Annotated in this window: 22 protein-coding genes and 2 pseudogenes; 13 read left to right on the forward strand and 11 right to left on the reverse strand. The window is 75.8% G+C overall.

Annotated elements, in window-relative coordinates; genetic code table 11:
* Nucleotides 1–29: 29 nt before the first annotated feature.
* Nucleotides 30–2273, reverse strand: a complete 2244-nt coding sequence (locus ACFQH9_RS21090) for a helicase-associated domain-containing protein (protein WP_379568091.1) — start codon at nucleotides 2271–2273, stop codon at nucleotides 30–32.
* 96 nt (nucleotides 2274–2369) lie between these two features.
* Here ACFQH9_RS21090 and ACFQH9_RS21095 point away from each other — a divergent pair, with 96 nt between their 5' ends.
* Together ACFQH9_RS21095 and ACFQH9_RS21100 are read left to right on the forward strand one after the other, a co-directional pair.
* Entirely contained in the window at nucleotides 2370–2549 is a 180-nt protein-coding gene (locus ACFQH9_RS21095) for a hypothetical protein (protein ID WP_379568093.1), read from the forward strand.
* Nucleotides 2549–3136 (forward strand): nucleotidyltransferase family protein, encoded by a 588-nt coding sequence (locus tag ACFQH9_RS21100; RefSeq protein ID WP_379568095.1) that lies wholly within the window; start codon nucleotides 2549–2551, stop codon nucleotides 3134–3136. The genes ACFQH9_RS21095 and ACFQH9_RS21100 overlap by 1 nt, the downstream gene beginning before the upstream one ends.
* A gap of 94 nt (nucleotides 3137–3230) precedes the next feature.
* Here ACFQH9_RS21100 and ACFQH9_RS21105 read toward each other — a convergent pair whose 3' ends face one another.
* Nucleotides 3231–3830, reverse strand: a complete 600-nt coding sequence (locus ACFQH9_RS21105) for a LysM peptidoglycan-binding domain-containing protein (RefSeq protein WP_379568097.1) — start codon at nucleotides 3828–3830, stop codon at nucleotides 3231–3233.
* A 411-nt stretch (nucleotides 3831–4241) separates the two neighbouring features.
* On the opposite strand from ACFQH9_RS21105, the gene moaC reads away from it, so the two are divergent.
* Nucleotides 4242–4721, forward strand: coding sequence for a cyclic pyranopterin monophosphate synthase MoaC (gene moaC, locus ACFQH9_RS21110; protein ID WP_379568099.1), 480 nt, complete (start codon nucleotides 4242–4244; stop codon nucleotides 4719–4721).
* 35 nt (nucleotides 4722–4756) lie between these two features.
* Nucleotides 4757–5673, forward strand: a pseudogene (locus tag ACFQH9_RS21115) (molybdenum cofactor biosynthesis protein MoaE).
* 28 nt (nucleotides 5674–5701) lie between these two features.
* Here the strand turns inward: ACFQH9_RS21115 and ACFQH9_RS21120 are convergent.
* A complete protein-coding gene (locus ACFQH9_RS21120) occupies nucleotides 5702–5863 on the reverse strand; it encodes a LysM peptidoglycan-binding domain-containing protein (RefSeq protein WP_379568101.1) in 162 nt (53 codons plus the stop codon).
* Nucleotides 5864–6047: 184 nt separating this feature from the next.
* A pseudogene (locus tag ACFQH9_RS21125) lies at nucleotides 6048–6401 on the reverse strand (transglycosylase family protein); the annotation flags it as partial.
* Nucleotides 6402–6824: 423 nt separating this feature from the next.
* On the opposite strand from ACFQH9_RS21125, the gene ACFQH9_RS21130 reads away from it, so the two are divergent.
* The 7 genes from ACFQH9_RS21130 (at nucleotide 6825) to ACFQH9_RS21160 (ending at nucleotide 14559) form a co-directional block, all read left to right on the forward strand.
* Entirely contained in the window at nucleotides 6825–7730 is a 906-nt protein-coding gene (locus ACFQH9_RS21130; RefSeq protein ID WP_379568103.1) for an AAA family ATPase, read from the forward strand.
* A gap of 13 nt (nucleotides 7731–7743) precedes the next feature.
* Nucleotides 7744–8907: a vWA domain-containing protein gene (locus tag ACFQH9_RS21135; RefSeq protein WP_379568105.1), complete on the forward strand. Its 1164-nt coding sequence runs from the start codon at nucleotides 7744–7746 to the stop codon at nucleotides 8905–8907.
* 50 nt (nucleotides 8908–8957) lie between these two features.
* Nucleotides 8958–10076 (forward strand): XdhC family protein, encoded by a 1119-nt coding sequence (locus ACFQH9_RS21140; RefSeq protein ID WP_379568107.1) that lies wholly within the window; start codon nucleotides 8958–8960, stop codon nucleotides 10074–10076.
* Between the two features lie 282 nt (nucleotides 10077–10358).
* Nucleotides 10359–11684 (forward strand): iron-containing alcohol dehydrogenase, encoded by a 1326-nt coding sequence (locus ACFQH9_RS21145; protein ID WP_379568109.1) that lies wholly within the window; start codon nucleotides 10359–10361, stop codon nucleotides 11682–11684.
* A gap of 10 nt (nucleotides 11685–11694) precedes the next feature.
* The gene (locus tag ACFQH9_RS21150; protein WP_379568111.1) at nucleotides 11695–13152 is read left to right on the forward strand and encodes a MadS family sensor histidine kinase; all 1458 of its coding nucleotides are present in this window, start codon (nucleotides 11695–11697) and stop codon (nucleotides 13150–13152) included.
* A gap of 47 nt (nucleotides 13153–13199) precedes the next feature.
* The gene (locus tag ACFQH9_RS21155; RefSeq protein ID WP_379568146.1) at nucleotides 13200–13853 is read left to right on the forward strand and encodes a MadR family response regulator transcription factor; all 654 of its coding nucleotides are present in this window, start codon (nucleotides 13200–13202) and stop codon (nucleotides 13851–13853) included.
* A 76-nt stretch (nucleotides 13854–13929) separates the two neighbouring features.
* Nucleotides 13930–14559 carry a hypothetical protein gene (locus ACFQH9_RS21160; protein WP_379568113.1) on the forward strand — a complete coding sequence of 210 codons (630 nt, stop codon included), beginning with the start codon at nucleotides 13930–13932 and terminating at the stop codon, nucleotides 14557–14559.
* On the opposite strand, the gene ACFQH9_RS21165 is transcribed toward ACFQH9_RS21160, so the two are convergent.
* From ACFQH9_RS21165 to thiO, 5 genes are all read right to left on the reverse strand, one after another.
* Nucleotides 14546–15253: a Gmad2 immunoglobulin-like domain-containing protein gene (locus ACFQH9_RS21165; RefSeq protein WP_379568115.1), complete on the reverse strand. Its 708-nt coding sequence runs from the start codon at nucleotides 15251–15253 to the stop codon at nucleotides 14546–14548. The two genes, ACFQH9_RS21160 and ACFQH9_RS21165, sit on opposite strands and share 14 nt — an antisense overlap.
* 184 nt (nucleotides 15254–15437) lie before the next feature.
* On the reverse strand, nucleotides 15438–15965 hold the full coding sequence (locus ACFQH9_RS21170) for a gamma carbonic anhydrase family protein (RefSeq protein WP_379568117.1): 528 nt from the start codon (nucleotides 15963–15965) through the stop codon (nucleotides 15438–15440).
* 102 nt (nucleotides 15966–16067) lie between these two features.
* On the reverse strand, nucleotides 16068–16826 hold the full coding sequence (gene thiG / locus ACFQH9_RS21175) for a thiazole synthase (protein ID WP_379568119.1): 759 nt from the start codon (nucleotides 16824–16826) through the stop codon (nucleotides 16068–16070).
* 2 nt (nucleotides 16827–16828) lie between these two features.
* Entirely contained in the window at nucleotides 16829–17029 is a 201-nt protein-coding gene (gene thiS / locus ACFQH9_RS21180; RefSeq protein ID WP_379568121.1) for a sulfur carrier protein ThiS, read from the reverse strand.
* Nucleotides 17026–18114 carry a glycine oxidase ThiO gene (thiO, locus tag ACFQH9_RS21185; protein ID WP_465269537.1) on the reverse strand — a complete coding sequence of 363 codons (1089 nt, stop codon included), beginning with the start codon at nucleotides 18112–18114 and terminating at the stop codon, nucleotides 17026–17028. The genes thiS and thiO overlap by 4 nt, the downstream gene beginning before the upstream one ends.
* Nucleotides 18115–18235: 121 nt before the next feature.
* On the opposite strand from thiO, the gene thiE reads away from it, so the two are divergent.
* Complete coding sequence (thiE, locus tag ACFQH9_RS21190) at nucleotides 18236–18898, forward strand: thiamine phosphate synthase (protein WP_379568125.1); 663 nt, start codon at nucleotides 18236–18238, stop codon at nucleotides 18896–18898.
* Between the two features lie 52 nt (nucleotides 18899–18950).
* On the opposite strand, the gene ACFQH9_RS21195 is transcribed toward thiE, so the two are convergent.
* Complete coding sequence (locus ACFQH9_RS21195) at nucleotides 18951–19862, reverse strand: hypothetical protein (RefSeq protein WP_379568127.1); 912 nt, start codon at nucleotides 19860–19862, stop codon at nucleotides 18951–18953.
* 439 nt (nucleotides 19863–20301) lie between these two features.
* A complete protein-coding gene (locus tag ACFQH9_RS21200; protein ID WP_379568129.1) occupies nucleotides 20302–21090 on the reverse strand; it encodes a DUF3159 domain-containing protein in 789 nt (262 codons plus the stop codon).
* A gap of 118 nt (nucleotides 21091–21208) precedes the next feature.
* Here ACFQH9_RS21200 and ACFQH9_RS21205 point away from each other — a divergent pair, with 118 nt between their 5' ends.
* The gene (locus ACFQH9_RS21205) at nucleotides 21209–22057 is read left to right on the forward strand and encodes an SGNH/GDSL hydrolase family protein (protein WP_379568131.1); all 849 of its coding nucleotides are present in this window, start codon (nucleotides 21209–21211) and stop codon (nucleotides 22055–22057) included.
* Nucleotides 22058–22068: the final 11 nt, after the last annotated feature.

Below are 22068 nucleotides of genomic sequence, written 5' to 3' on the forward strand. Positions count from 1 at the left end.
GCCCGGTCGGCCCGCGGTGAGGGCTGCCGTCAGCTCTCGATGAGGGCGATCCGCGTGATGCGGTGCAGCGGCAGCCGGTAGACCTCCCCGTCGACCGCGTCGCGCCCCTCGACGATCCCGCCGCCGACGGTGAGCGGGGCGAGCACCCGCTCGCCCTGCACACCGTGGCCGTCGACGTACCCGATCCACACCTGGCGCCGCGCCCGCGCCGCCTCCTGCAGCGTGGCCAGGGTGTGGCTGGACCCGTTGGCGGGCATCGCGTTCCCGGCCCCGCGCCGGGCGGCGGCGAGCGCGTCTCCCGCCCGCATCTTCGCCACGACCGCGTCGAGCCGCTCCTCGGAGGGATCGGCGAGCACCGTCCGGCTCCGCGGTCGGCGCGGGTCCGTGCGGGCGCCGCGCGGCCCGAGGTCCAGCACCCCACCGGTGGCGTCCTCGGCGGCCGGGCTGAACCCGGCGGCGCGCAGCCCGTCGAGCAGCTCCGCGAGCGCCACCGGGCTCACCGCGACCGTCGGCGCGATCCGCCGCAGCTCCAGCGAGGTGGTCTCGGGGTGCGCGAGGACCTCGGAGAGCAGCACCTCGTCGTCCGAGCGCAGGAAGGCCGAGGCGACCCCGCCGCGCAGCCGGCCGTGCCGCCGCCCGACGTCCTCGATCAGGTAGGTCAGGGCCTGCGGGACGGGCGTCGACGACCGGGCCTCCAGCAGGTCCTTCAGGTCCGCGGGCGAGCGCCCCGCGTCGAGGGCGCGCCGCACGCTGGCCTCGGAGAAGCGGTACACCGTGGCCCCGCCCGCGGACTCGACGTCCGCCATCAGCTGCAGCTCGCGCGCCAGGGACGTGACGAGCGGCCCGGGTGCGACGGCGGTGAGGTCGGCCTGCAGGAGCACGGTCTCGACCGGCTCGGGCAGCACGGCCCGCAGCGCGGCGACGACGGGCCCGTTGTCCCCGGGTGTCGCGGCCAGCAGGGCGCGTCCCGGCGCGGCGAGCGCGTCGAGGGCGACGACGCCGAGGAGCGTGCCCTCCTCCAGCGTCCAGCGGACGATCTCGTCCCGGAGCCGGCCGCCCCGCCGCGGTGCGCGCCAGGCGAGCAGGTCCCCCAACGCCTCCGGGGTGGTGACGGCGGTGCCCGGCGGCAGGTCTGCCAGGGCGCTCAGCACCCGTCGGCGGTCCCGCGGCGCGACCGGCCGGCGCAGCGTCTCCGACAGCGCGTTGATCGGGCGGTCCGCGTCGTCCCGGCGCCCCACGAGCCCGGGCAGCCGGGGCAGCTCCAGCCACGCCCGCGCCAGCGCGACCCAGCGCTGCTCGACGCCGGCGCCCAGCCAGGCGTCGGCGGCGGTGGTGGGCAGCCAGTCCGGGTTGGGCGAGTCGCTCTGCCCGAGCAGGTCCGCGGCCAGCGCGACCTCGACGACCAGCGCGGCGCCCGCCTCGTCCGTCTCCAGCTCGCGAGCGGTCCGGCGCAGGTCCCGCACACCCAGCCCGCCGGAGCGCAGCACGGTGGGCGGGGCGGTGCCCCACAGCTCGATCAGCCGCTCCACCCGGCGCAGCAGCTCCATCGCGGCGCCGCCCGCGGTGCCGTCGACCTGGCTCACGGGCCGCTCGCGGGTCGCCAACGCGGGCGGGGTGGCGTCGATCCGGCCCATCGGCCGCTCGCCGCGCAGCGCGACGCCGACCTGCTGCGGCAGCTCGACCGTCTCGGTGTCGAGCCGGATCAGCAGGCCCTTGGCGAGCAGGCGCCCGACCGGGGTGTCCGGCTCCGCCGCGGACCGGCTGCGGCCGAGGGGTGGGCCGGCGACCAGCGCGTCGAGCACCCGTCGTTCCTCGGGCGGCAGCCCGGCGAGCAGCGCCGGCAGCTCGCTCGACGCGGCGGGCCCACCGGCGCGGCGTCCCAGGTTGCCCGGGTAGGCGGGGACGACGTCCCGCGCGGCCGGCACCACCCGCAGGCCCTCGTCCGACCCCCAGGCGAGCGCCCGGGCGCGCAGGGCCGCGAGCCCGGCGTCGAGGGCCCCGGCGGTGACGTCCGGCCCGAGCAGGCGGGCGATCTCGGCCCGCTCGACGGCCACGTGGTCGGCGTCGGCCACGACGAGCGCCTCGAGCACGGCGAGGGCCACGGTGTCGAGGTCGTCGCTCGCGCGGTGCACCGACGCCCGGATCCCGGCGCGGGTCGCCAGCACGGTGACGTCGGCGGGCGGCGGCACGGCCAGGTCCGGCCGGAGCCGCAGGAGCGCGGCCAGGGTCTCGTCGTCCTGGGCACGCAGCCAGTCGACCAGGGGGGCGGTCATCGCCCTCCACGGTAGTCGCCGGGACGGGTGGCACGCCCGGCCGTCCGATCGGGGATACTGGGGTCGCACGCGCACGAGACACCGTGGAGGAGAGCCGTGGCGAAGCCGATGAAGGCCGGACGCATCGACCCGAACTGGCCGGACCTGCCGGACGGCGAGCACCCGCTGACCGAGCTCCTCGGGCCGGTGCAGGGCAACATGTCCCCCTTCGGCGACGTCGAGTTCCCCCTCGACACGGTCCCGTACGAGCACCCCGTCACCGAGATCAACAAGTAGTGCCCGCCGGGGGCCTGCTGCTCGCCGCCGGCGCCGGCCGGCGGATGGGCGGGCCGAAGGCCCTCGTCGAGCTGGCGGGCGAGCCGCTCGTCCGCCGGGCCCTGCGGGTCCTGGCCGCGGGCGGCTGCGCCCCGTCGACCGTCGTCCTCGGCGCCGAGGCGGAGCGTGTGCGCCCGCTGGTGCCGCCCGGCACGGAGGTCGTCCTCGCGCCGGACTGGGCGGAGGGCATGGGCTCCTCGCTGCGCGCCGGGCTCGCCGCGGTGGCGGCGGCCGATCCGGTCCCGGAAGCCGTCGTGGTGCACCTGGTGGACCTGCCGGGCGTCACGCCGGCCGCGGTGGCCCGCCTCGCCGCCCTCGCCGCCCCCGGGGCGCTCGCCCGGGCGGCCTACGACGGGCACCCCGCCCATCCCGTGCTGCTCGGCCGCGAGCACTGGGCCGCCGTGGCGGCCGGGGCCCGCGGCGACGCCGGAGCGCGGGCCTATCTGAAGGGGCATCCGGACCTCGTCCTGGTCGAGTGCGGCGACGTCGCCCGTCCGGACGACGTCGACACCCCCGAGCAGCTCGCCCGCGCCCGCGCCGACTCCTGAAGCCCGGGCCTCCCGACACGCGACCACCCCGCCACCGGTGCGGTGACGGGGTGGGCGGGTGTCCGGGCGCGGCCCAGGCCTGCGAGAGAAGGACTCAGACCTGGAGCACGCTGCCCGGCAGGATCAGGTTGGGGTTCGAGACCAGCGCGGGGTTCTTGGCGAGCAGGTCCTTCCAGTTCGCCATCCCGTGCGCCTGGGCGATCTTGCCCAGCGTGTCGCCCGCCTGGACGGTGTAGGTGCCCGTCGACGGCGCCGCCGGGGCGCTCAGCCGGACCTGCTGCACCGGGGCGGCCGGAGCGCTGTTCGGCGTGGCGGACTCGCCGGTCACCCCCGCCTTGCGCGAGCAGACGGGCCAGGCGCCCCAGCCCTGCTTCGCGAGCACCTTCTCGGCGACCGCGATCTGCTGGGCGCGGGTGGCCTGGTGGGCGGCCGGGGCGTACTGCGTGCCGCCGAAGCCCCGCCAGGTCTGCGCGGTGAACTGGAGGCCGCCGGAGAAGCCGTTGCCGGTGTTGATGCTCCAGTTGCCGCCGCTCTCGCACTGGGCGACACGGTCCCAGGCCGAGGCCGTGGCCGCGTTCGCCGACGGTGCGAGAACGACCAGGGGGGCACCGGCGACGGCACCGGCGAGGGCGGTGCGGGCGATCGTGCGACCGGCGGTGGACGGCTTGCGGTGCTTGCCGCGGTAACGGGCCATGACACGTCTCCGTCGCGGCGCCTGCGGAATGTCGCCCGGGGGTGCGGGCGACGGCGGTGGGGGGCCGCCGACTGTTCCGTCCCTGTCCCGCTCGTGCTTCGGGGGCCGTCACCGCCGGACAGGGAGCGCTGCGGTTCCGGGGCCGGGCGGCAATGGGGGAGTCCGCCTGAGCCGGGTCGGACCGTACGTCCGACCGGCGGATCACGAAAGCGGGAGCGCTTCCGTGTCCGATGATCAACTTCAGTATCCGAGGGAACTGTGGTAGGCCCCGTTTTTGCCTGGTCAGAAGTACGTATAACGGCGCGGACACGGATCGGATTCGGAACGTCTTGGTTGTGTCGCTGTGATTGAGATCACACTTCTCCGAGGCCCCCGCGGCGACCGTCGTCACGCCGGACGTAGGGTTCAGGCGTGGAGCTGACCCATGTCGACGCCGCCGGCGCGGCCCGGATGGTCGACGTCTCGGAGAAGCAGCCGAGCGCGCGCACCGCGGTCGCGACCGGCGTGCTGCGGACCACCGCCGAGGTGGTGGACCTGCTGCGCCGGGACGGCCTGCCGAAGGGCGACGCACTGGCCACGGCCCGGATCGCCGGGATCATGGGCGCCAAGCGCACCCCGGACCTCGTGCCGCTCTGCCACCCGATCGCGCTGACCGGGGTGACGCTGGACCTCGAGCCCGGCGAGACCGAGGTGCGGATCCGGGCCACCGTGCGCACCACCGACCGCACCGGGGTGGAGATGGAGGCCCTGACCGCCGTCGCCGTCGCGGGCCTCGCCCTGCACGACATGGTCAAGGCCGTGGACCCCGCCGCCGTGCTCGACGCCGTACGCGTCGAGCGCAAGGAGGGCGGCAAGACCGGGACCTGGACCCGGCCGGAGGACCGCCTGTGAGCGAGCGTGCGAGCCAACCCGCCCGCCGTGCCCGGGTGATCACGGCATCGAACCGCGCCGCCCAGGGGGTGTACGCCGACAAGGGTGGGCCGATCATCGCGGAGTGGTTGCGGGACAGAGGCTTCGTCACCGACGACCCGACCGTGGTGCCCGACGGGGAGCCCGTGGGCGCCGCACTCCGGGAGGCCGTGGCCGCCGGTACGGACGTGGTGATCACGACCGGCGGTACCGGGATCTCGCCCACCGACGCGACCCCGGAGGTGACCCGCTCCGTGCTGGACTACGAGGTGCCGGGCCTCGCGGACGCGATCCGCGCGTACGGCGCCCCGAAGGTCCCGACCGCCGTGCTGTCGCGCGGACTGGCCGGGGTGGCCGGTCGGACCCTCGTGGTCAACCTGCCGGGATCGACCGGCGGGGTCCGGGACGGCCTGGCCGTGCTGGACGGCGTCCTCGACCATGCGGTCGACCAACTCCGCGGAGGTGACCACTGATGGAGCCGATCACCGGGTCCAGGGGATCGACGCCCGACGTGAAGGTGTTGCGCGCCACCGTGACCGAGGGCGCGCTCGACGTCGACGAGCACGCCCGCCTCGTCGACGACGCCGCGGCCGGCGCCGTGGTGACCTTCGCCGGCGTGGTGCGCGACCACGACGGCGGGCGGTCGGTGAGCGGGCTGGAGTACAGCGCCCATCCGACCGCCGCGACCGTCGTGGCCGAGGTGGCGCGGGACGTCGCAGGCCGGGCACGAGGCGTGCGCGCGATCGCCGTCAGCCACCGGGTCGGGAGGCTCGCGATCGGCGACGTCGCGCTGGCCTGCGCCGTCTCGGCGGATCACCGCCAGGAGGCGTTCGCGACGTGCTCCGAGCTCGTCGAGGAGGTCAAGCGGCTGCTCCCGGTGTGGAAGCACCAGGCCTTCACCGACGGCACGGACGAGTGGGTCAACTCGACCTGAGCGACCCACTCGGCCCGAGGCGACCGGATCAGACGGTCAGGTTCTCGCCGATCGACAGCACGTCCGGGTTGGCCAGGCCGTTGGCCTTGGCCAGGTCGTGCCAGTTCTTGCCGTGCGCGGCGGCGATCTCGCTCAGGGTGTCGCCGGCCTTGACGACGTAGTTCCCGTTGGCGGCCGGAGCCGACTTCACCGGGGCCGACTTGGCCGGGGCCGACTTGGCCGGGGCCGACTTNCGCCGACTGAGTCTGAGTCGACTCGGCGGGCGCCGAGGCGCGGACCTTGGCGGGCTGGCCGGTGGCGCCGGCCTTCTTCGAGCACACGGGCCAGGCGTTCCAGCCCTGCGCGGCGAGGACCTTCTCGGCCACCGCGATCTGCTGGGCCTTGCTCGCGTTGGCCGCGCTGCCCGAGCCACCGAACGCCTGCCAGGTGGACTGGCTGAACTGCAGGCCACCGTAGTAGCCGTTGCCCGTGTTCGTGCTCCAGTTGCCGCCGCTCTCGCACTGGGCGACGCGGTCCCAGACGGAGTTGTCGGCGGCGCTCGCGTTGCCCGCCACGGCCACCGGCGCACCGACGGCGACGGCACCAGCAACGGCGAGGCGCAGGAGGGATCGACCGGTCAGCTTCATCGTGGAGCTCCATGTATCGCGCCGGACCGGAGTGGGGCCTCCGGCCACCGGGATCCGCGAACGGGCGACCTGGGGAGAATCGCCGGCCCACATCCGTGTCATTCACGAACGCGAACCTTTTCGTTCCGGAAATACTTCCCGCCCTGTCCCCTTCCCTTCTCTCGACGGACCGGAAACCGCGGGACAGGGGCCTGGCGCGACGGATCCGGATGGCATTTCGAACCGCCCCGTCCGGAGCGGCCGACCGAGAACGCTACGTTTCGAACGCCGGTTTCCGTCAAACCGATCAACGGTGACCTCGCTCACGGTAACGCAACCGTGATTGGCCCGATAACCGTGTAACCGCTGGTCAGGGCGAAAATATCACGGAAACATCACGACTGATCGAATGTCACCGATCCGAAACTGTTGTTGTTTCGCTCACAAGCTTTTGACCACGAAGCGTGGTCGGTCCCTGCACGTGGAGTGAGCATGTTCGAGGAGCCTCACAGTGCTGCCGCGCCGCGCGTGGTCCATTCTTGAGGGGTGACAGACGCCCACCGGGGCGGCCGACCCGCCTCTCCCGCCGACCTCGCCGACGCCCTGCGGACGACCGGCTACCTCGCCGACGACGGCCTCGCGACCGCCGCGTACCTCGCGCTCGAGATGCGCCGGCCGCTGTTCTGCGAGGGCGAGCCCGGCACCGGCAAGACCGCCCTCGCGCAGGCCCTCGCCCAGGTGCTCGGCGCCGAGCTGATCCGGCTGCAGTGCCACGACGGGATCGACGCCGCCCAGGCCCTCTACGACTGGGACTTCCCCCGCCAGCTGCTGCACCTGCGGGCCCTGGAGGCCGCGGCCTCCGTCGACGGCGCCACGCTCGACGCCGACGCCGTGGAGGCCTCCCTCTACGAGGACCGCTTCCTGCTCGCCCGCCCGATCCTGCGCGCCCTGCGGACCACCCCGTCCGTGCTGCTGGTCGACGAGATCGACCGCGCGGACGACGAGTTCGAGGCCTTCCTGCTCGAGGTGCTCTCCGAGCACGCGGTGACCATCCCGGAGGTCGGCGAGGTCCGGGCCGTCGTGCCACCGGTCGTCGTGCTCACCTCCAACCGCACCCGCGAGGTGCACGACGCCCTCAAACGGCGCTGCCTCTACCTCTGGCTGGACCACCCGGACGTCGCCCGCGAGATCGAGATCCTGCGCAGCCGGCTGCCCGGCGTGCCGGAGCGGCTGGCGCAGCAGGTGGCCACCGCGGCGCAGAAGCTGCGCACGGCGGACCTGATCAAGCCGCCGGGCGTCGCCGAGTCGCTGGACTGGGCCCGTGCGCTGCAGCTCGTCGGCGCCCGCAACCTCGACGTCGACAGCGCCGCCCGCACGCTGGGCGCCGTGCTGAAGTACCGCGAGGACGCCGACCGGGTGCGCAACCGGCTCGACTCGCTGCTCGCCTCCTGACGGACGGGCGGACGTGCAGTACCCCAGCGCGGTCCCCGACACCGGACGGGCCACGGCGGCCGACCCGTTCCCCGGGCTCGTCGGCTTCACGGCCGCCCTCCGCGCGGCCGGCGTGCCGATGACCACCGACCGGGTGGCCGCCTTCACCGAGGCGCTCGACGTCCTGGACGTCACCGACCGGACCCAGACCTACTGGGCCGGCCGGCTCACGCTGTGCAGTGACCCGGACGACATCCGCCGCTACGACGCCGCCTTCGCCGCCTGGTTCGACCCGGCCCAGGGACCGCGGCCGCCGGCGCCGGGCGACCGGCCGCCGCCCCCGCCCACGTTGCGCTCGCTCATGCCCGCGCGCGACCGCGGGGACGAGTCCGGCGAGGACGCCGACGACGAGGACGCCCCGATCATCCGGGCCACGGCGACCGGGGCCGAGATCCTGCGCACCCGGGACCTCGGCGAGCTCAGCCCACTGGAGCGCGAGCACCTGCGCCGGCTGCTGGCCCTGCTGCGGCCCGAGCCGCCCACCCGCGCCTCCCGGCGGCGCGGCGCCTCCCGGCACGGCACCCCGGATCCGCGTCGGACGCTGCGGGCGGCGCTGCGCAACGAGGGCGAGATCGGCACGCTGTACCGGCGCGCCCCCAAGCGGCGCCCGCGCAAGGTCGTCCTGCTGATCGACGTCTCCGGGTCGATGGAGCCCTACGCCGACGCGCTGCTGCGGTTCGCCCACGTCGTCGTGCGGCGCTCGCCGCGCAGCACGGAGGTCTTCACCCTCGGCACCCGGCTCACCCGGGTCACCCGGGAGCTGCGCCAGCGCGACCCCGAACGCGCGCTGCGGGAGGCCTCGCGGGCGATCCCGGACTGGTCCGGCGGCACCCGTCTCGGCGAGGCCGTCCAGGCCTTCGTCGACCGCTGGGGGCAGCGCGGCGCGGCCCGGCGCGCGGTCGTCGTCGTCTTCTCCGACGGCTGGGAGCGCGGCGCGCCCGACCTGCTCGGCCGCCAGGTCCAGCGGCTCTCCCGGCTCGCGCACAAGGTGGTCTGGGTCAACCCGCACGCCGGCAAGGAGGGCTACGCCCCCGTCCAGGGCGGAATAGTCGCGGTGCTGCCGCACTTGGACCAACTGCTCGCCGGGCACAGCCTGGAGACCCTGGAGCGCCTGCTCGGGGTGATGAGGGATGCTTGAGAGGGGCGGCGCGGCCACCGGGCCCGCGCGCCCGGGCGTGGAGGTGCCGCATGCGTGACGTGGTCGACCAGCTCGAGGGCTGGTGGAAGAACGGCGAGCGGGCGGCGCTCGCCACGGTGGTCGCGACCTTCCGCTCCGCCCCGCGCCAGCCGGGTGCGTCGATGCTGGTGGGTCCCGGCGGTGAGGCCGTCGGCAGCGTCTCCGGCGGGTGCGTCGAGGGCGCGGTCTACGAGCTCGGCTCGGAGGTCCTCGCCGAGCACCGGCCCGTCCTGCAGCGCTACGGCGTCTCCGACGACGACGCGTTCGCCGTGGGCCTGACCTGCGGCGGGATCCTCGACGTCTACGTCGAGGAGGTCTCCCCCGAGACCTACCCCGAGTTCGGCCGGATCGCCGAGGCCATCCGCGACGAGACCCCGGTGGCCGTCGCGACCGTCGTCTCCGGGCCCGCCGAGCGGCTGGGCCGCCGGCTGGTCGTGTGGGAGGACCGGGTCGAGGGCGGCACCGGCTCCGAGCGGCTCGACGCCGCGGTCGGCGACGACGCGCGCGGCCTGCTCGCCTCGGGGCGCAACGCCACCCTCACCTACGGCGTCGACGGCCAGCGCCGCGGCGAGGGCCTGATGGTCTTCGTCGAGTCGTTCGCCCCGCCGCCCCGCATGATCGTGTTCGGCGCGATCGACTTCGCCGCCGCCGTCGCGAAGATGGGCAACTTCCTCGGCTACCGGGTCACGGTGTGCGACGCCCGCCCGGTGTTCGCCACGGCCAGCCGCTTCCCCGGCGCCAACGAGGTCGTGGTCGAGTGGCCGCACCGGTACCTGGCCAAGGAGGCCGAGGAGGGCCGGATCGACGGGCGCACCGTGCTCACGGTGCTCACCCACGACCCGAAGTTCGACGTGCCGCTGCTCGAGGTCGCGCTGCGGCTGCCCGAGGTCGCCTACATCGGCGCGATGGGCTCGCGGCGCACCCACACGGACCGGATCGAGCGGCTCAAGGAGCGCGGCCTGACGGACGCGGAGATCGCCCGGATGTCCAGCCCGATCGGCCTGGACCTCGGGGCACGCACGCCGGAGGAGACCGCCGTCTCGATCGCCGCGGAGATGATCGCCCAGCACTGGGGCGGCGCCGGGACCCGGCTCGCCGAGCGGGAGGGGCCCATCCACAGTCACGGCTGAGCGCACCTGTCCGACGGGACAGGTCCACACCCTCCGTCGGACCGGTCCCCCTCGCCCGCCCGCCGACTACCGTCCGGTGGTGCAGACGAGGAGGTCCCGCATGTCCCGGCCCCGTTCCCGGCGCAGCTGATGCCGGTGCCGCACACAGCCGCCCCGGCCTCCGCCGGCCCGGTCACGGAGCACCGCGGGCGCTCCGGGCGGAGTAGCGTGGCTCACACGTTCCGGATGCCGCGCGCACCCGGACTTCGTCGTGTGCGCTCGGACGAGGTGTGGGAGGGCAGTGTGGCTCTCGACGACAGGACCCCGGGGACCGGCGGACCCGCCGGGACCGTCGACGCCTGCCGGCGGGCGGGCGAGACGGTGCTGGTCGACGAGGTGCCGGGGAACGTCGAGCGGGAGCCGGACCTGAGGGTCCACCGGGGCGGCGGCTGCGGCGCGCCCGCCGCGGGCGCCGCGAACGCGCGGCTGTCGAAGTTCCACGCCCCCGAGATCGTGTTCGGGCCGGACTCGCTGCGCGAGGCCGCGTACGCCGCCGTCAGGCTCGGGGCGCGGCGCCCGTTCGTGGTGACCGACCCGGGCGTGTTCGAGGCGGGCTGGCCCGCCGAGCTGCTCGCGCACCTGCGCGCGACGGGGCTCGCCCCGCGGCTGTGGACGGACGTCACGCCCAACCCGAAGGACCACGAGGTCGAGCAGGGCTACCACGACTACGTGGCGTCGGGCTGCGACGTGGTGATGGGCCTGGGCGGCGGCTCGGTGATCGACGCGGCCAAGGGCGTGGCCCTGCTGGCGAGCAACGGCGGGCGGATCCTGGACTACGAGGGCATCGACCGGATCGCCAACCCGATCCCGCCGCTGATCATGATGCCGTCGACCTCGGGCACCGGCGCGGACGTCTCGCAGTTCTGCATCGTCACCGACACCGAGCGGCACACCAAGATCACGATCATGGGTCGGGCGCTGGTCCCGGACGTCTCGGTGATCGACCCGCGGCTGCTCGTGACCATGCCCGAGTGGCTCAACGCCGCGACCGGGCTCGACGCGCTGACCCACGGCATCGAGGCGTTCGTCTCGCTCGCCCACGGTCCGCTGACCGACCACCACGCGCTGCAGGCCGTCTCGCTGGTCAACGCGAACCTGGCGCACACCATGCTGCGGCCGGAGGACCAGCGGGCCCGGCAGGCGATGGCCCAGGCCGCGCTGGAGGCCGGGCTGGCCTTCACCAACGCGATCCTGGGTGCCACGCACGCGATGAGCCACCAGGTCGGCGGCATGCTCGACCTGCCGCACGGGGTGATCAACGGGGTGCTGCTGCCGCACGTCGTGCGGTTCAACGGCGCGGCCACCCCCGAGCGGTTCGTGCCGGTCGCCCAGGCCATGGGCCTGGCCGGGCACGGCGTGCCGGGCGACGAGGCCGTCGAGATGGTCGCCGCGGAGATCCGCAAGCTGGGCGACGAGGTGGGCGTGCCGAGCGGGCTCGGCGCGCTGGGCGTGACCGAGGCGGACGTCCCGCGGCTCGCCGTGCTGACCCTCGGCGACGCCTGCCTGACCACCAACCCCCGCCCCGCCTCGGTCGACGAGGTCGAGTCGCTGTTCCGGGCCGCCCTGTGAGGGAGCCACGGTGACGGGCGTGCCCTCCTCCGGCCCCTGGCCGCCGCGGCGGGCCGAGCCGCCCGCGCCCGCGGGCCGCTCCTGGCCGGGCCCCGACCTGGACGCGCTGACCGGGCTGCGGTCCGGCAAGCCGTCGTTCTACCCGGAGTACCGGGTCTCGGCCGTGCGGCTGCGCCGGGTGATCCTCGCGCTGGAGCGGATCTCCGCCGCGCTGGTCCGCACGATGGAGGGCTCCGAGGCGCTGGTGCGGGCCGTGGTCGACGCCGCGGCCGACCACCTGTCCGCGGACTGGGTCGCCTTCGCGCTCGTCGACGGCCGGCTGAAGGACGCCAGCCCGCGCCACCTCGTGCTGGGGCCCGACGGCGTGGAGTGGACGAACCTGGCGCTGGTGCCCGCCACCGTCCGGGGCCACGTCGAGAAGGTCCGGCGCGGCGACGACACCGGTGACGAGGGCGCCGGCCACGACCGGGACACCGCCCGCACGCACCTGCACGTCCCGGTCCGGCTCGACGGGCGCACGGTCGGCGGGTTCGTGGCGTGGACCCCGCGGGACCGGGAGATCGACGACACCGACCACTCGGTCATGCGCATCCTGGCCGGGCAGACGGCCTCGGCGCTGCAGAACTGCGCGCTGCTGGAGCGTTCGGAGAAGCTCTACGCGCGCACCGCCCGGCAGGCGGAGGACCTGCGGACGCGCAACGCGGAGCTGCAGCGCACCCAGGAGCAGCTCGGCGCCGCCCGGCAGCGCGAGGTCCTGGACAACGAGCGGCACCGGATCGCCCGCGAGCTCCACGACAGCGTCACCCAGTACGCGCTCTCCGCCGGCATGCACATCGAGCTGGTCCGCGGCGAGGTCGAGGACCCGCGGCTGCGGGAGCACCTGGACACGGCCAAGGACCTCACCCGGCGCGCCGTGGAGCAGCTGCGCTCGGCGATCTACGCGCTGAACCAGCACGAGAGCGCCGACCAGGACCTCCCGGCGATGCTCCGCCAGCTCGCCACCGTGCACATGCCCGAGGAGCTGCGCATCGACGTCCGGATCGGCGGCGAGCCGGTGCGCCTGCCCGCCGAGCAGGAGCAGTCGCTGTTCCGGATCGCCGGCGAGGCGTTGTTCAACACCGCGATGCACGCCGACGCCTCCCGCGCGTCGATCCGGCTGGCCTACCGGCCCGGCGCCGTGCGGCTCACGGTGTCCGACGACGGCACGGGCCGGCCGGAGGAGATCCGGCGCAGCCTGCGGACCTCGGCGCTCTCCCCCTCCGGGGAGCACCGCGGCCTGGTCAACATGCAGACCCGGGCCGTGGAGATGGGCGGGTCCGTCACGTTCCGCCGGGCCCGCATGGGCGGGCTGCAGGTCCAGGTCGACGTGCCGGTGTGCGGGTCCGGCGCCGCCGCCCGCGCCGGGCGCGGGGAGGGCACGCGGCAGGCGGCGCAGGACGGGGTCCACGAGAGAGGGGTGGCGTCATGAGCGCCGTTCGCACCACCGCACCGCCCGGGGGCCGGCCCCCGCGCCCGATGCCGCGGGCCCGCCCGATGCCCGTGCGGATCGTGCTGGTCGACGACCACTCGATCATGCGCCAGGGGCTGCGCGCCGTGCTGGAGCGCGAGGAGGACCTGCGGGTGGTCGGGGAGGCCGGCACCCCGGCCGACGCGATCGCCGCCGTCGCCGCGACCCGTCCGCACGTCGTGCTGCTCGACCTCAAGCTCTCCTCCGGCCCGCAGACGGACGGGCTCGAGGTCTGCCGAAGGCTCTGCGCCGCCCACCCGGGGATCGGCGTGCTGGTGCTCACGACCTTCGCCGAGGACCGGCTCGTCGTCGAGTCCGTGCAGGCGGGCGCCCGCGGGTACGTGGTGAAGGACGTCGACACGACCGAGCTGGTCCGCGCCATCCGCGCCGTCTCCCGCGGCGAGAGCGCCTTCGACGCCCGCAGCGCCTCCGCCATGGTGCGCTCGCTCTCCGGCGGGGTCCCGGACCGGGAGCGGCTCACCGAGCGCGAGCTCGACGTGCTGCGGCTGCTCGCCCGCGGCCTGTCCAACCGGGCCATCGGGGCCGAGCTGTTCATCTCGGAGACGACGGTCAAGTTCCACGTCGGCAACCTCATGCGGAAGCTGATGGTCTCCCGCCGCGCCGAGGCGGTGTACGCGGCGACCAAGCTCGGCCTGCTCTGACCATCGCGGGTCCGGTCGCCGGGCGGCGGCGCGGTGCCGGGTCGCGCGGCGCACCGGAGGCCGGTAGGACCCTCCCATGCGCGTGTATGCGGAGCGGCCGGAGCGGGTGGCCGGTCAGGTGCTGGCCGACGTCGTGGCGGTGGCCTGGGCGGTCGTGTGGATCTCCCTGGGCGTCGCCGCGCACGACCTGCTGCTCCGCCTGCAGGGCCCGGGCCGGACGCTGGTGCAGGCGGGCGAGTCGATCCGCGGCGCGTTCGACGGCGCGGCCCGCGGCGCCGGGGAGGTCCCGTTCGTCGGGGACCGGCTGGCCGGGGCGTTCGCCCCGGGGGCGGACGCCGGGTCGTCGCTCGTCGCGGCCGGTCAGCAGCAGATCGACACGGTGGCCGCCGTGGCGACCGGCGCCGGCGTGCTGGTCGCGGTGCTGGGGCTGCTGCCGGTGCTGGCGGTGTGGCTGCCGCTGCGGATCCGCTACGCCCGACGGGCCACGGCGGCGGCCGGGGCCCGCGAGGCGGGCCCGGACGTCCTGGCCCTGCGCGCGCTCACCCATCGGCCCCTGCGGACCCTGCTGCGGATCACCCCGGACCCGGCCGGGGCCTGGCGCACGGGCGACCCCGCGGCCGTCGCGGCGCTGGCCGAGGCGGAGCTGCGGTCGCTGGGCCTGCGGGGGCTGCGCGAACCGGGGTCGAGGCCGGTCAACGGACGGTGATCCGCGCCGAGTCGGTCATCGGCCCCCTGCCCTCCCCGCCGCTGGGGTCGTCCTCGGACACCACCAGGTCGTAGGTGCCGGGGTCGAGCGGCACCTCGAACCGGTACGGCGCGAAGGTCTGGCCCTCGGCGGTGGTCGCGAAACCGGACCGCACGGGCCGGCCGGCCGGGTCCCGGACCTCCCACAGCAGGGTCGCCTCGAACACCGCCGCTTCGCCGGACACCACCACCGGCGACCCGACGACGGCGCCCTCCACCGGGTCGTCGAGCTGGACGAGGGCGCGGACCCGGAAGGGGTCGTCCGCGGCCAGGGGCTCCGACACGTCCACCCCGAGCAGCGTCGCCGCAGGCCGGCCGTCGACCAGCACGCGCACCGGGTCCCCGATCCCGGTGGTGCTCTGCACCGTCTGGACGAGCTGCTGCAGTGCCAGCCCCGCGGGCCCCGGCAGCGGCCCGGGCGTCGCGAGGTCCACCGTGAACACCCCGCCGGCGTGCGTCACCGGGCTGCGCAGGGCCACCCCGGGCGGCCAGTCCGAGCGGTGGTCGGGGTCCTCCGGCCGTCCTGCGAGCAGCTCCCGGACGGCGACGCCCGCCGGGTCCGGGACCGCGCCGTCCGGACCGCCCTCGGTCATCGCCCGGCGCTCCCGGTACAGCCGGTCGCCGGCCGGGGTCGACCCGACGAACCAGACGGTCACGCCGGTCGCGGAGGCCGGCACCCTCGTCGCGGGTGGCGTCGACCCGGCCGGGGACGCGGTCGGGGTCCCGGGCGGTGGATCCGGCGCGGGAGCACCGCCGCCACAGCCGGTCAGGACGGCCACCGCCACCAGGAGCCCGGCCACCGCCGGGCCCCGCCGTGCCCTCCCGAGCCCGGCCACGGCGTCAGGGGACGACGGGGGTGACGGTCTTGGCGTGCCGCTGCGCGAGCTCCCGGTAGATCTCCGGATTGGTGCGCACCCAGCGCTCGGCCTCCGGCGTCAGCCCGCCCCTCGTGGCGGCCGCCGGACCGAGCACGAGGGTGCCCTCCGGGATCACCTTGTTCGGCGGCACCGTGGAGCCGGCCCCGATCAGCGAGCGCGCGCCGATGCGCGCGCCGTCCTGGATCGTGGCGCCGTTGCCGATCACGCACTCGGCGCCGATCACGCTGCCGTGCACCACGCACAGGTGGCCGATCGTGGCGCCCGCGCCGATCTCGGTGACGGGGTCGTCGCCGCCGTGCAGCACGCAGCCGTCCTGCACGTTGGCCCCGGCGCGGACCACGATCGGGCCGAAGTCGGCGCGGAGCACGGCGTTGTACCAGATCGAGGCGCCCTCCTCGACCCGCACGTCGCCCACGAGCGTGGCGGTCGGGGCGACGAAGGTGGTCGGGTGGACGGTCGGGGCGAGGCCCTCGAAGGAGAACAGCGGCACCGCCTCACCCTGCCACGACCGCGACCGGAGTCCGCCGAACGGGGCGGCAGCCGTGTCGGTCGAGCCCTGGCCCGTGCCGCCGGTTCGTTCGGCACGCTCCTCTCAGGCGATCTCCGGCGACGACGCCTGCGCCCAGTACCGCCGCGGGATCCGGCCGGCGTGCCGGGCGGCGTACCCGGCCTCCACCGCCAGGCGCATCGCGTGCGCCATCCGCTCCGGGTCGGCCGCCCGGGTCACCGCGGTGGCGAGCAGGACGGCGTCGCAGCCCAGCTCCATGGCCTGCGCGGCCTCGGAGGCGGTGCCGATCCCGGCGTCGAGCACGACCGGCACCCCGGCCCGGGCCACGATCATCTCGATGTTGTGCGGGTTGCGGATGCCCAGCCCGGTCCCGATCGGCGAGCCCAGCGGCATCACGGCCGCGCAGCCGACCTGCTCGAGCTTGCGGGCCAGCACCGGGTCGTCGTTGGTGTAGGGCAGCACGGTGAACCCGTCGTCGACCAGCTGCTCGGCGGCGTCGAGCAGCTCGATCGGGTCCGGCAGCAGGGTCCGCTCGTCGGCGACGACCTCGAGCTTGACGAGGTCGGTCTCCAGGGCCTCCCGGGCGAGCCGGGCGGTGAGCACGGCCTCGGCGGCGGTGCGGCAGCCCGCGGTGTTCGGCAGGACCTCGATGCCGAGCCGGCGCAGCAGGTCCAGCACCCCGGTGCCGGTCTGCGCGTCGATCCGGCGCATCGCCACCGTGGTCAGCGTGGTCCCGGAGGCGACCAGCGCCCGCTCCAGGACCTCCAGGTTCGCGGCCCCGCCGGTTCCGGTGATGAGCCGTGAGCCGATCTTGCGGCCGCCCACGACGAGGGTGTCGTCCATCGTCATCCTCCCTGCACCGCCGTCAGCACCTCGACCGCGGCGCCCGCCGCCAGCCGGGTCGACGCCCAGTCGGCCCGCCGCACGACCTGACCGTCGACCGCCACGGCGATCCCCTTCTCCGGGGCGTCGATCGCGGCCAGCGCGTCGGCGACCGTGGCCTCGTCGACGAGGTCGTGCCCGGCCCCGTTGATCTCCACCTTCACGTTCCCGTCCTTCCGAAGCGCGCGGGGTCGACCTCCGCCGGCACCGGCCGGCCCGCCAGCAGCCCGACGACGAGCCGGGCGGTGAGCGGGGCCAGCAGGATCCCGTTGCGGCTGTGCCCGGTGGCGACGAGCGTGCGCCCGTCCAGCCGGCCGATCACCGGCACGTTGTCCGGGCTGCCCGGGCGCAGCCCCGCCGCGGCCTCGGACAGCGCGTACTCGGCGATGCCGGGCAGGATGCGCTCGGCGTCCCGCAGCAGGTCGCGGACGCCGCCGACGGTGGGCTCGGTGTCGAAGCCGTGCTCGCTCTGGGTGGCCCCGACGACCAGGCCCGCCGGGCGCGGGACCAGGTAGACCGGGCGGCCGTCGACCAGCGCGCGGACGGTCCTCGTGGGCACCGGGAAGGCCCCGCGCCGGTGGGTCAGCCGCAGGATCTCGCCCTTGACGGGCCGGACCAGGCCGGCGAGCCCCGGGTGCAGCGCCGCCGAGTGGGCACCCGCGCAGATCAGCAGGGTCCCCGGGGCGGCCTCCCCCGGCTCCCAGGCCCGCTCCTCGACCACCACCCCGGCCTTCTCGGCGGCGGCGCGCAGGGCCGCGAGCAGCGCCCGGTTGTCCACGGACAGGTCGCCCGGCACCGACAGCCCGCCGCGGACGTCCGGGCCCAGCGCGGGCTCCAGCCGGCGCAGCTCCCGTCCGTTCAGCCGCTCGACGGGCCGGCCCAGCCGGGCCAGGTGCTGCGCGAGGGCGTCGAGCTCGGCCCGGTCCCCGGACCCGGTCGCGGCGACGACCGTGCCCTCCGGGTGCAGGCCCGCCGACTGCCCGGCGGCCGCGGAGAGCTCCTCCGCGAAGGCCGGCCACAGCTCCAGCGACTCCAGTCCCAGCGCGAGCAGGCCCTCCTCGCCGGGCCAGGCCTCCGTGACCGGCGCGAGCATGCCGCCGGCCACCCACGACGAGCCGGTGCCCGGGGCGGGATCGCGCAGGGTCACCCGCAGGCCCGCCTGCGCCGCGCGCCACGCACAGCTCAGCCCGATGACGCCGCCACCGACGACGACGAGATCCTTCACCTTGCTTCCTCCCTGCGCCGGCATGACCCGGATCAGGTTCGACGGTCGGGACCGGCCAGTCCCCTCTCAGCCCGCTCGACCGCGGACTCCCGTGCCCTGCACCCACAGCTCTCGTTCCCGGCCGCCCAGCCTACGCTCCCCCACCGTGCCCCGACTCGACCGCGAGACGCTGCTGACCCGGCTCGCCGACGCCCGGCTCTACCTCTGCACCGGCTCCCGCCGCGACCGCGGGGACCTGGCCGAGTTCGCCGACGCCGCGCTCGCCGGGGGCGTCGACGTCATCCAGCTCCGGGACAAGGGCGGCGAGCCGCTGGAGGCCAAGCAGGAGCTGGCGGCGCTCGAGGAGCTGGCCGAGGCCTGCGCGAAGCACGACAGGCTCCTCGCGGTCAACGACCGGGCGGACGTCGCCCTGGCCGCGGGCGCCGACGTGCTGCACCTGGGCCAGGACGACCTGCCCGTGGAGTGGGCCCGCCGGGTGGCGGGCGAGGAGATCGTCGTCGGGCGCTCGTCGCACAGCGCGGAGGAGACCCTGCGTGCCGCGGACGAGCCGGGCGTGGACTACTTCTGCGTGGGGCCCTGCTGGCCCACCCCGACCAAGCCCGGCCGGCCGGCGCCCGGGCTGGACCTGGTCCGCACGGTGGCCGGGCGGGCGCCGGCCCGGCCGTGGTTCGCGATCGGCGGGATCGACGGCGGGAACCTCGACGAGGTCCTCGCCGCCGGGGCCGACCGGATCGTGGTCGTCCGCGCGATCACCGAGGCGGAGGACCCGGAGGCCGCGGCCCGGGCCCTCCGGGTGCGGCTGCCCTGACGAGAACGGCCCCGACCGGCGTCGCCGGTCGGGGCCGTCACTGCGGTCCTGCTCAGTTCTCGCTGTTCCGGCCGCCGCCGCTGCTACCGGGGTCGCTGTTGCCGCTGCCGCCGTTCACCAGGCCGTCGACGCCGCCCCGCTGGGCGCCGCTGTCGCCCGCGTCCGGCGCGGTGGTCCGGGTCGGCGTCCCGGTCCGCGGGGTCGTGGTGGCGGTGGGGCTGCCGGTCGGCTCCTCGGTGCCGGTCCGCTCGGTGGAGCCGCTCCGCTCCTCCGACGGCTCCGGGGTGGTCGTCGGCGTGGTGGTCTCCGTGGTGTCCGTGCTGCCACCCTGGTCGGTGTCCTTCTCCGGGGTGATCGGGCTCCCGGAGACGACCCGGCTGACCGAGGTCCCCGAGGTGCCGCCCGAGATCGGCGACCCCTTGACCCACTCGACGCCGGTGATCACCACCATGCCGACCACGAACGCGGCCACGGTCGAGGCCGCCGCCAGCAGCAGGCGCTTGCGCGTGTACCAGGGCCGGACCTGCTCCGCCGGCCCGTCGCCGAGCGCCGGCTGGAGCATCGTGGGGCCCCCGCCCTCGTCGGCGCGCCGCTGCAGCGGGATCGTGGCCAGCGGGTCCACCGGCTCCGCGACCACGACGGCGTCCTTGCGGGCGGGGATCTTCACCCGCGCCAGCACCGTCTCCTTGGTGCGGTCGAGCGAGCGCTGGTAGAGGGTGGTGCCGACGGTCGTCACGACCGAGCCGAGGGCCGCCCCCGCGACGGTGCCCGTGGCACCGAAGAAGGACCCGAACACGGCCGTGGTGGCGGCCGCGCCCGCACCCGCGATGATCTTGTTGACCGTGAGGTCCGGCTTCTTCTCCTCGACGGTCGCGGTCGTGGCCGCCGTGCCCGTCGCCGTGCCCGGCGCCGTGCCCGTTGCCGTGCCCGTCGCCGTCGTCGCGCCCGGCGCCGTGGTCGGCACGCCGCCGGAGGGCGTCCTCGGGCGCGGGGTCGCCGGGTTCGGGCCCGTCGCCGTCGTGACCTGCGTGGGCAGGCCGGACGACGGCGGCCCCACGCGACGCGTCGGGGAGGACCCCCGCGAGCCCGCGGACCCGGTGGCGTCACCCGACCCGGACCGGCGCTGTGGTCCGGGGTGACCGGGCCGGCGGTCGTCGGGACGCCCGGCACCCGGCCGCTGGGCGGCCCCGGTGCGCGGGAGGTCGGGGGGGCCGGGCTGGTGCGGGACGGGCCGGCTGTGGGGGCCGGCCTCGGCCTGCGGGTACCGGGGTGACTGCGGGCGGGGGTGCTGCTGGGCCATGACTCCGTTTCACATCACGCGAGGGCTGCCGGGTCCTACCTCACCCCAGGTGAACGTGCGCGATCATGGAAACGCACCAGACGATCACCATGAGTGAGGGTTGTCACCCGTCCGTGGCGGGACCCTCCACCGTAGGGCCTCCCCGATCCCGGCCCGGCACCCGGGGGTGCCGGATCCCCGGGTGGTCCGGCGGCAGCGCCGAGCGCAGGGCCGGCCAGGACAGGACCACGCTCAGCGCGACCAGCGCCGGGCTGACCGCGATCCGTGCCGCACCCAGCGCGAACACCCACTCGGCCCGGTACAGCGGGACGAACACCGCCACCCGCACGACGTACTGCGCCACCCACACCCAGCTCGCCCGCTGGTAGCCGCGCAGCAGGTCCGGGTCGCGCCGCCAGCGCGTCTTCTGCCCGAGGGCGGTGCCCACGACCAGGCCCAGCAGCGGCCAGCGCACCACGATCGACACCGCCCAGGCGAGCGCACTGGCGACGTTGCCGAGGATCTGGACGAGGAAGAAGTCCTCCGCCCGGCCGGTGTACAGCGCCACGATCGCGGCGACGGCCACGCCGAGCAGCCCGAACAGCACCGCCCGCGGGCGGGTCCCCCGGACCAGGCGCACGACCGCGACGACGACCCCGGCCAGGATCGCCGCGCCCGCCGCGATGCCCACCGGCGACCACCAGCCCAGCGCCCCGGCCAGCAGCCACACCAGCACGAACGCGACGACCGGCACCGAGGCGTCGATCGCCCCGCCGCGGCCGCCGAGGATCGCGCGCAACGACTCGGCGCCCTCGCCGCGCCGGGCGCGCCCGCTCCCGGGTCCGGCCGCGCCGTGGATGTCGCTCCCGGTGCCGCCGTCGGGGCGGCCCGCGGGGCCCTCGGGTGTGCTCACGAGAGGCAAGGGTGCCCTATCCCGGTATTGAGATCACGTCGTGCTGGCGGATCCTGTGACACTTGGGTGATCCTGTCCGTGCAGGGCGGTGTCCCCGCTCTGAACACGAGGAGAACGAATGCGAAGGGAGCTGGGTGCCGTGAACCGGTGGAACAGCTTCGTCGCCGTCGGCGACAGCTTCACGGAAGGCCTGGACGATCTCCGGGACGACGGGTCGCCGCGCGGATGGGCCGACCGGCTGGCGGAGCGGCTCGCCGCCGGGCGCCCCGGGTTCACCTACGCCAACCTCGCCGTTCGCGGCAAGCTCCTCGACCAGGTCGTCGCCGATCAGGTGCCCGTCGCCGAGGCGATGCGCCCCGACCTCGTCTCCTTCTGCGCGGGCGGCAACGACATCATCGGCCTGCAGTGCGACCCCGACGACCTCGCGGTGCGCTTCGACGCCGCCCTCGCCCGGCTCGTGGCGACCGGGGCGGACGTGCTGATCTTCACCGGCTTCGACCTGCGCCGAATGCACCTGCTGCTGCGCCGGCTGCGCGGCCGGGTGGCGACCTTCAACGAGAACCTGCGGGCCAGCGCCGACCGGCACGGCTGCCGCGTGGTCGACCTGTGGGGCATGAACGTGCTGGCCGACCCCCGCGCCTGGGCCAGCGACCGCCTGCACCTCACCCCCGAGGCGCACGAGCGCGTCTCGCTGCGCGCGCTGGAGGTCCTGGGCGAGCCCGTCCCGTCGGACTGGCGCACCCCGTGGCCGGTGACCGAGCGGGCGAGCTGGCGGACCCGGCAGGCGGAGGACCTCGCCTGGGTGCGCGACCACGTCATGCCCTACGTGCGCAAGCGCCTGCGCGGCGGGCACACCGGCGAGGGCTACCTGCCCAAGCGCCCCGAGCTCACGCCCCTGGAGCGGCTGGAGGAGCGGCTGGACCGCTCGACCGCCACGGTCTTCGACCGCCGCTCCCCGGTCGTCTGACCGTCCCGACG

Origin of the sequence: Pseudonocardia lutea (assembly GCF_042658055.1) — a bacterium.
Lineage (GTDB): Bacteria > Actinomycetota > Actinomycetes > Mycobacteriales > Pseudonocardiaceae > Pseudonocardia > Pseudonocardia lutea.

Bases quoted from the DNA above. Each gene is read 5' to 3' on its own strand.
- thiG (WP_379568119.1), bottom strand. From the start codon at position 16,826: ATGGACGACACCCTCGTCGTGGGCGGCCGCAAGATCGGCTCACGGCTC.
- thiO (WP_465269537.1), bottom strand. From the start codon at position 18,114: ATGCCGGCGCAGGGAGGAAGCAAGGTGAAGGATCTCGTCGTCGTCGGT.
- ACFQH9_RS21205 (WP_379568131.1), top strand. From the start codon at position 21,209: ATGCGAAGGGAGCTGGGTGCCGTGAACCGGTGGAACAGCTTCGTCGCC.
- ACFQH9_RS21160 (WP_379568113.1), top strand. From the start codon at position 13,930: ATGCGCGTGTATGCGGAGCGGCCGGAGCGGGTGGCCGGTCAGGTGCTG.
- ACFQH9_RS21155 (WP_379568146.1), top strand. From the start codon at position 13,200: ATGCCGCGGGCCCGCCCGATGCCCGTGCGGATCGTGCTGGTCGACGAC.
- ACFQH9_RS21105 (WP_379568097.1), bottom strand. From the start codon at position 3,830: ATGGCCCGTTACCGCGGCAAGCACCGCAAGCCGTCCACCGCCGGTCGC.
- ACFQH9_RS21090 (WP_379568091.1), bottom strand. From the start codon at position 2,273: ATGACCGCCCCCCTGGTCGACTGGCTGCGTGCCCAGGACGACGAGACC.
- ACFQH9_RS21140 (WP_379568107.1), top strand. From the start codon at position 8,958: ATGCGTGACGTGGTCGACCAGCTCGAGGGCTGGTGGAAGAACGGCGAG.